We start from the raw sequence: 6,953 nt of genomic DNA, 5'->3' as shown, positions 1-6,953 counted from the left end.
AACCAGTTGAGCGGATTCGCGTTTAAACTCTGCGCTGAAATTTCTTTTTTTCATTGGAGCACCTGTGTTGTTCTGAGGTGAGCATATCACCTCTGTTCAGGTGGCCAAATTTAGTGTGCCACTACATCACCAGAATCTTTTTTCAGGGTGTATTGTAGTATTTCGACGATCCTATCCTTCATACCTTCTCCATCAATGACCATGAGAAACTGTTTCAATGACGCTAACGCATTCGGCTGGTTAAAGGAAGAAAAGCTGACACGGATGATCTGAGTTCAACTTCCAGTTGGTAGCTGAACTGTTGCATGTATTATCTTTCGGCATAGTTTGACGTCAAACGTTCAGCAATTTCGCTTAATGGTTCCATAATTGAACCCTCAATTGAAGAAAAACATAAAATATACATATAAATCAATATATTAAAACTGTAGTTACAGGGACGCCAGCCCAATCATGATTAGACGGTGTAAGAACAACACCAACAAAAACAGGAAGTTAGCAGTCTCAGCAGGACACCGACCAGACGGTGAGGAGACAAAAAAGGATACGCAAAGGAGCCGCGGCTCTTTAGTGACATAGAAGTCCGCTTATGCGGGCTTTTTTATTTTTTCATCTGCTTAATTTGGCTGTGCTTCATCTATCCCCTCAACAAGCACCATTCTTTTCGTTCACAGCTTCCATATACCAACCAGCCACGAATGCCTTTCAGCCATAAAAAATGAATGTCTGTTATGAGCTCTGAGTTCAACGGGTCGATGCAACGCTATCCTTAATCAAGGGGGACGTTGCTCTTCTGAAATGCAAAAGGGGCTCTAAATGTGAATGGCACGATTATGCGGGATACTTACATAATGTATGGAGACTACGCATTATTCTCCCCCTGCCAAACAGGTGAAGAACTAAAACTCACCTGTTTACAACAGGTTATTTCAAATTAACTCAATCGTGTATTAAATCGCAGGACACGTTTGTTTTGAAGTTTGAAATCACACCCAATACTCACCTCCTATAACCATCACTAACTTATTATTTTAAATAATTATTTCTCTAAAAAAGCATCTATAACTCACCTCACCATATGTTAATAAAATATTGTTTTTGATCACAATAAGAAAACAATATGTCTCTTTTGTGCGCATTTTTCAGAAATGTAGATATTTTTAGATTATGGCTACGAAGTGAGCATCGCCATGTCACCCTACATCTCATAAGAGGATTGCTTCTGATGAATGCACTGACCGCCGTACAAACCAATACTGTCGATTCAGGCCAGGACTATAGCGGATTCACCCTCATACCGTCGGCGCAATCCCCGCGTCTGCTGGAACTCACCTTCACCGAACAGACGACCAAACAGTTTCTCGAACAGGTTGCCGAGTGGCCCGTGCAGGCGCTGGAGTACAAATCGTTTCTGCGTTTTCGGGTGGGCAAAATTCTCGACGATCTGTGTGCAAACCAACTACAGCCGCTGCTGTTGAAGACGTTGCTAAACCGCGCTGAAGGTGCGCTGTTGATCAATGCGGTAGGTGTCGATGATGTGAAGCAGGCGGATGAGATGGTGAAGCTGGCGACGGCGGTGGCGCATCTGATTGGTCGCTCAAATTTCGATGCGATGAGCGGTCAGTATTATGCGCGTTTTGTGGTGAAAAATGTCGATAACTCAGACAGCTATCTGCGCCAGCCGCACCGCGTGATGGAGTTGCATAACGACGGCACCTATGTCGAAGAGATCACTGATTACGTGCTGATGATGAAAATCGACGAACAAAACATGCAGGGCGGAAATTCGCTGCTGCTGCATCTCGATGACTGGGAACATCTGGACCACTTTTTCAGCCACCCGCTGGCGCGCCGTCCGATGCGTTTTGCCGCACCGCCAAGTAAAAACGTCAGCAAAGATGTCTTCCATCCGGTGTTCGACGTCGATCAGCAGGGGCGCCCGGTGATGCGCTATATCGACCAGTTCGTCCAGCCGAAAGACTTCGAAGAAGGCGTATGGTTGAGCGAGCTTTCCGACGCCATTGAAACCAGCAAAGGCATTCTGTCTGTCCCCGTTCCCGTTGGCAAATTCCTGTTGATTAACAACCTGTTCTGGCTGCACGGTCGCGACCGCTTTACCGCGCATCCGGATCTGCGTCGCGAACTGATGCGCCAGCGTGGCTATTTCGCTTACGCCACTAACCACTACCAGACGCATCAGTAAGCGCAAAGGAATTGAGCGGATGTATGATTTTGTGATTATTGGCGGCGGCATCATCGGCATGTCGACCGCCATGCAACTGATTGATGTCTATCCGGACGCCCGCATTGCGTTGCTGGAAAAAGAGTCCGGCCCGGCCTGTCACCAGACGGGCCACAACAGCGGCGTGATCCATGCCGGGGTCTATTACACGCCCGGCAGCCTGAAGGCGAAATTTTGCCTGGCGGGAAACCGCGCCACCAAAGCCTTTTGCGATCAAAACGGCATTCGCTACGACAACTGCGGCAAGATGCTGGTCGCCACGTCCGCTCTCGAAATGGAACGGATGCGCGCGTTGTGGAAACGCACGGCGGCGAACGGGATCGAGCGCGAATGGTTAAACGCCGACGAACTGCGCGAGCGCGAACCGAATATCACCGGGCTTGGCGGTATTTTTGTGCCGTCCAGCGGCATTGTCAGCTATCGCGAAGTGACGGCGGCGATGGCAAAAATCTTCCAGGCCAGAGGCGGTGAGATTATCTATAACGCCGAAGTCAGCGCGCTCAGTGAGCATAAAAACGGCGTGGTGATACGTACCCGTCAGGGCGACGAATATGAAGCATCGACGCTGATTAGCTGTTCCGGACTAATGGCTGACCGGCTGGTGAAAATGCTCGGCCTCGAACCGGGCTTTATCATCTGCCCGTTCCGTGGCGAGTATTTCCGCCTTGCGCCGGAGCATAACCAGATTGTTAACCATCTGATTTACCCCATCCCCGACCCGGCGATGCCATTTTTGGGCGTTCATCTCACCCGGATGATCGACGGTAGCGTGACCGTCGGGCCAAACGCGGTGCTGGCTTTCAAACGCGAAGGCTATCGCAAGCGCGACTTCTCATTTAGCGACACGCTGGAGATTTTGGGCTCTTCGGGGATTCGCCGGGTGCTACAAAACCACCTACGCTCAGGACTGGGCGAGATGAAAAACTCGCTGTGCAAAAGCGGCTATTTGCGGCTGGTGCAAAAGTATTGTCCCCGGCTTTCGTTAAGCGATCTCCAGCCCTGGCCCGCCGGTGTGCGGGCGCAGGCGGTATCGCCGGACGGCAAGCTGATTGACGATTTTCTGTTTGTCACCACCCCGCGCACGATCCACACCTGCAATGCGCCCTCCCCGGCAGCGACATCAGCAATTCCTATTGGTGCGCATATTGTCAGCAAGGTACAAACGCTGCTGGCAAGCCAGAGTAACCCCGGACGCACGCTGCGAGCGGCACGTAGTGTGGATGCCTTACACGCCGCATTTAATCAATAACCTTTGAAAACAGGATGTAGCGATGAAACTTAACGACAGTAACTTATTCCGCCAGCAGGCGTTGATTAACGGGGAATGGCTGGACGCCAACAATGGCGAGGTCATCGATGTCACCAATCCGGCGAACGGCGACAAGCTGGGTAGCGTGCCGAAAATGGGTGCTGATGAAACCCGTGCCGCTATCGACGCCGCCAACCGCGCCCTGCCCGCCTGGCGTGCGCTCACCGCCAAAGAACGCGCCACCATTCTGCGCAACTGGTTCAATTTGATGATGGAGCATCAGGACGATTTAGCGCACCTGATGACCCTCGAACAGGGCAAACCGCTGGCTGAAGCGAAAGGCGAAATCAGCTACGCCGCCTCCTTTATTGAGTGGTTTGCCGAAGAAGGCAAACGTATTTATGGCGACACTATTCCCGGTCATCAGGCCGATAAGCGCCTGATTGTGATCAAGCAGCCGATTGGCGTCACCGCAGCTATCACGCCGTGGAACTTCCCGGCGGCGATGATTACCCGCAAAGCCGGTCCGGCACTGGCGGCAGGCTGCACGATGGTGCTGAAGCCCGCCAGTCAGACGCCGTTCTCTGCGCTAGCGCTGGCAGAGCTGGCGATCCGCGCGGGCATTCCGGCTGGCGTGTTTAACGTGGTCACCGGTTCGGCGGGCGCGGTCGGTAACGAACTGACCAGCAACCCGCTGATGCGCAAGCTGTCGTTTACCGGCTCGACCGAAATTGGCCGCCAGTTAATGGAACAGTGCGCGAAAGATATCAAAAAAGTGTCGCTGGAGCTCGGCGGCAACGCGCCGTTTATCGTCTTTGACGATGCCGATCTCGACAAAGCCGTGGAAGGCGCGCTGGCCTCAAAATTCCGCAACGCCGGGCAAACCTGCGTCTGCGCCAACCGTTTATACGTGCAGGACGGCGTGTATGACCGCTTTGCCGAAAAATTGCAGCAGGCGGTGAGCAAACTGCAAATCGGTGATGGACTGGAAAAAGGCGTCACCATCGGACCGCTGATCGATGAAAAAGCGGTAGCAAAAGTGGAAGAGCATATTGCCGATGCGCTGGAGAAAGGCGCGCGCGTGGTTTGCGGCGGTAAAGCACACGAACGCGGCGGCAACTTCTTCCAGCCGACCATACTGGTGGACGTTCCGGCCAACGCCAAAGTGTCGAAAGAAGAGACGTTCGGCCCCCTCGCCCCGCTATTCCGCTTTAAAGACGAAGCCGATGTGATTGCGCAGGCCAATGACACCGAGTTTGGCCTTGCCGCCTACTTCTACGCTCGTGATTTAAGCCGCGTCTTCCGCGTGGGCGAGGCGCTGGAGTACGGCATCGTCGGCATCAATACCGGCATTATTTCCAATGAAGTGGCCCCGTTCGGCGGCATTAAAGCCTCGGGTCTGGGTCGTGAAGGTTCGAAGTATGGCATCGAAGATTACTTAGAAATCAAATACATGTGCATCGGTCTTTAACTGGAGAACGCGAATGAGCAGCAATAAAGAGTTAATGCAGCGCCGCAGTCAGGCGATCCCCCGTGGCGTCGGGCAAATTCACCCGATTTTCGCTGACCGGGCGGAAAACTGCCGGGTGTGGGACGTTGAAGGCCGTGAGTATCTTGATTTCGCGGGCGGGATTGCAGTGCTCAACACCGGGCACCTGCATCCAAAAGTGGTTGCGGCGGTGGAAGCGCAGTTGAAAAAACTGTCGCATACCTGCTTCCAGGTGCTGGCTTACGAGCCGTATCTGGAGTTGTGCGAGATTATGAATCAGAAGGTGCCGGGCGATTTCGCCAAAAAAACGCTGTTGGTCACCACGGGTTCGGAAGCGGTGGAAAACGCGGTAAAAATCGCCCGCGCCGCCACCAAACGCAGCGGCACCATCGCCTTTAGCGGTGCGTATCACGGGCGCACGCACTACACGCTGGCGCTGACCGGCAAGGTGAATCCGTACTCTGCGGGTATGGGGCTGATGCCGGGCCATGTTTATCGCGCGCTTTACCCTTGCCCACTGCATGGCATCAGTGAAGATGACGCTATCGCCAGTATCCACCGAATCTTCAAAAATGACGCTGCGCCGGAAGATATCGCCGCCATCGTGATTGAGCCGGTTCAGGGCGAAGGCGGTTTCTACGCCGCGACGCCAGCCTTTATGCAACGTTTACGCGCGCTGTGTGACGAGCATGGGATCATGCTGATTGCCGATGAAGTCCAGAGCGGCGCGGGACGTACCGGTACGCTGTTTGCGATGGAGCAAATGGGCGTTGCACCGGATCTCACCACCTTTGCGAAATCGATCGCGGGCGGCTTCCCGCTGGCGGGCGTCACCGGACGTGCCGAAGTGATGGACGCCGTCGCACCAGGTGGTCTGGGCGGCACTTATGCGGGTAACCCGATTGCTTGCGTGGCGGCGCTGGAAGTATTGAAGGTGTTCGAGCAGGAAAATCTGCTGCAAAAAGCCAACGGTCTGGGGCAGAAACTGAAAGACGGGTTGTTGGCAATAGCCGAAAAACACCCTGAGATCAGCGATGTGCGCGGGCTGGGGGCGATGATTGCGATCGAGTTGTTTGAAAATGGCGATCACGACAAACCGGATGCGAAACTCACCGCCGAGATCGTAGCGCGCGCCCGCGATAAAGGTCTGATTCTTCTCTCCTGCGGCCCTTATTACAACGTACTGCGCATCCTTGTCCCCCTCACCATTGAAGATGCTCAGATCCGTCAGGGTCTGGAGATCATCAGCCAGTGTTTTGCTGAGGCGAAGCAGTAGCACCGCACCATGCCGGAGGCGACGCTTTGCGTCTTGTCCGGCCTACGGGAATCCAGGTCGGATAAGGCGTTTACGCCGCATCCGACATTCGGCGCACCATGCCGGAGGCGACGCTGCGCGTCTTGTCCGGCCTACAGGAATCCAGGTCGGATAAGGCGTTTACGCCGCATCCGACATTCGGCGCACCATGCCGGAGGCGACGCTTTGCGTCTTGTCCGGCCTACGGGAATCCAGGTCGGATAAGGCGTTTACGCCGCATCCGACACCCGGCGCACCCATGCCGGAGGCGACGCTTTGCGTCTTGCCCGGCCCACGGAAATGTAGGTCGGATAAGGCGTTTACGCCGCATCCGACATTCGGCGCACCATGCCGGAGGCGACGCTTTGCGTCTTGTCCGGCCCACGGAAATGTAGGTCGGATAAGGCGTTTACGCCGCATCCGACATTCGGCGCACCATGCCGGAGGCGACGCTTCGCGTCTTGTCCGGCCTACGGGAATCCTGGTCGGATAAGGCGTTTACACCGCATCCGACACCCGGCGCACCCATGCCGGAGGCGACGCTTTGCGTCTTGTCCGGCCTACGGGAATCCAGGTCGGATAAGGCGTTTACACCGCATCCGACACTCGGCGCACCCATGCCGGAGGCGACGCTTTGCGTCTTGCCCGGCTCACGGAAATGTAGGTCGGATAAGGCGTT

Annotated in this window: 4 protein-coding genes; all 4 read left to right on the top strand. The window is 54.6% G+C overall.

Annotation, left to right across the window (positions count from 1 at the left end; all coding sequences use genetic code 11):
• Positions 1 to 1,225: 1,225 nt before the first annotated feature.
• The 4 genes from glaH to gabT are packed head-to-tail and all read left to right on the top strand — an operon-like array spanning position 1,226 to position 6,256.
• On the top strand, positions 1,226 to 2,203 hold the full coding sequence (gene glaH / locus C7B16_RS20485; protein ID WP_010377831.1) for a glutarate dioxygenase GlaH: 978 nt from the start codon (positions 1,226 to 1,228) through the stop codon (positions 2,201 to 2,203).
• 19 nt (positions 2,204 to 2,222) lie between these two features.
• Positions 2,223 to 3,491, top strand: a complete 1,269-nt coding sequence (gene lhgO / locus C7B16_RS20480) for an L-2-hydroxyglutarate oxidase (protein WP_016249102.1) — start codon at positions 2,223 to 2,225, stop codon at positions 3,489 to 3,491.
• Between the two features lie 22 nt (positions 3,492 to 3,513).
• On the top strand, positions 3,514 to 4,962 hold the full coding sequence (gabD, locus tag C7B16_RS20475; protein WP_107180074.1) for an NADP-dependent succinate-semialdehyde dehydrogenase: 1,449 nt from the start codon (positions 3,514 to 3,516) through the stop codon (positions 4,960 to 4,962).
• Between the two features lie 13 nt (positions 4,963 to 4,975).
• Positions 4,976 to 6,256 carry a 4-aminobutyrate--2-oxoglutarate transaminase gene (gene gabT, locus C7B16_RS20470; RefSeq protein ID WP_107180073.1) on the top strand — a complete coding sequence of 427 codons (1,281 nt, stop codon included), beginning with the start codon at positions 4,976 to 4,978 and terminating at the stop codon, positions 6,254 to 6,256.
• Positions 6,257 to 6,953 lie beyond the last annotated feature (697 nt).

Origin of the sequence: Escherichia sp. 20412-1 (genome assembly GCF_003027595.1) — a bacterium.
In the GTDB taxonomy this organism is placed as follows: Bacteria; Pseudomonadota; Gammaproteobacteria; order Enterobacterales; family Enterobacteriaceae; genus Escherichia; species Escherichia marmotae.
This window is presented reverse-complemented; position numbering and strand designations above follow the sequence as displayed.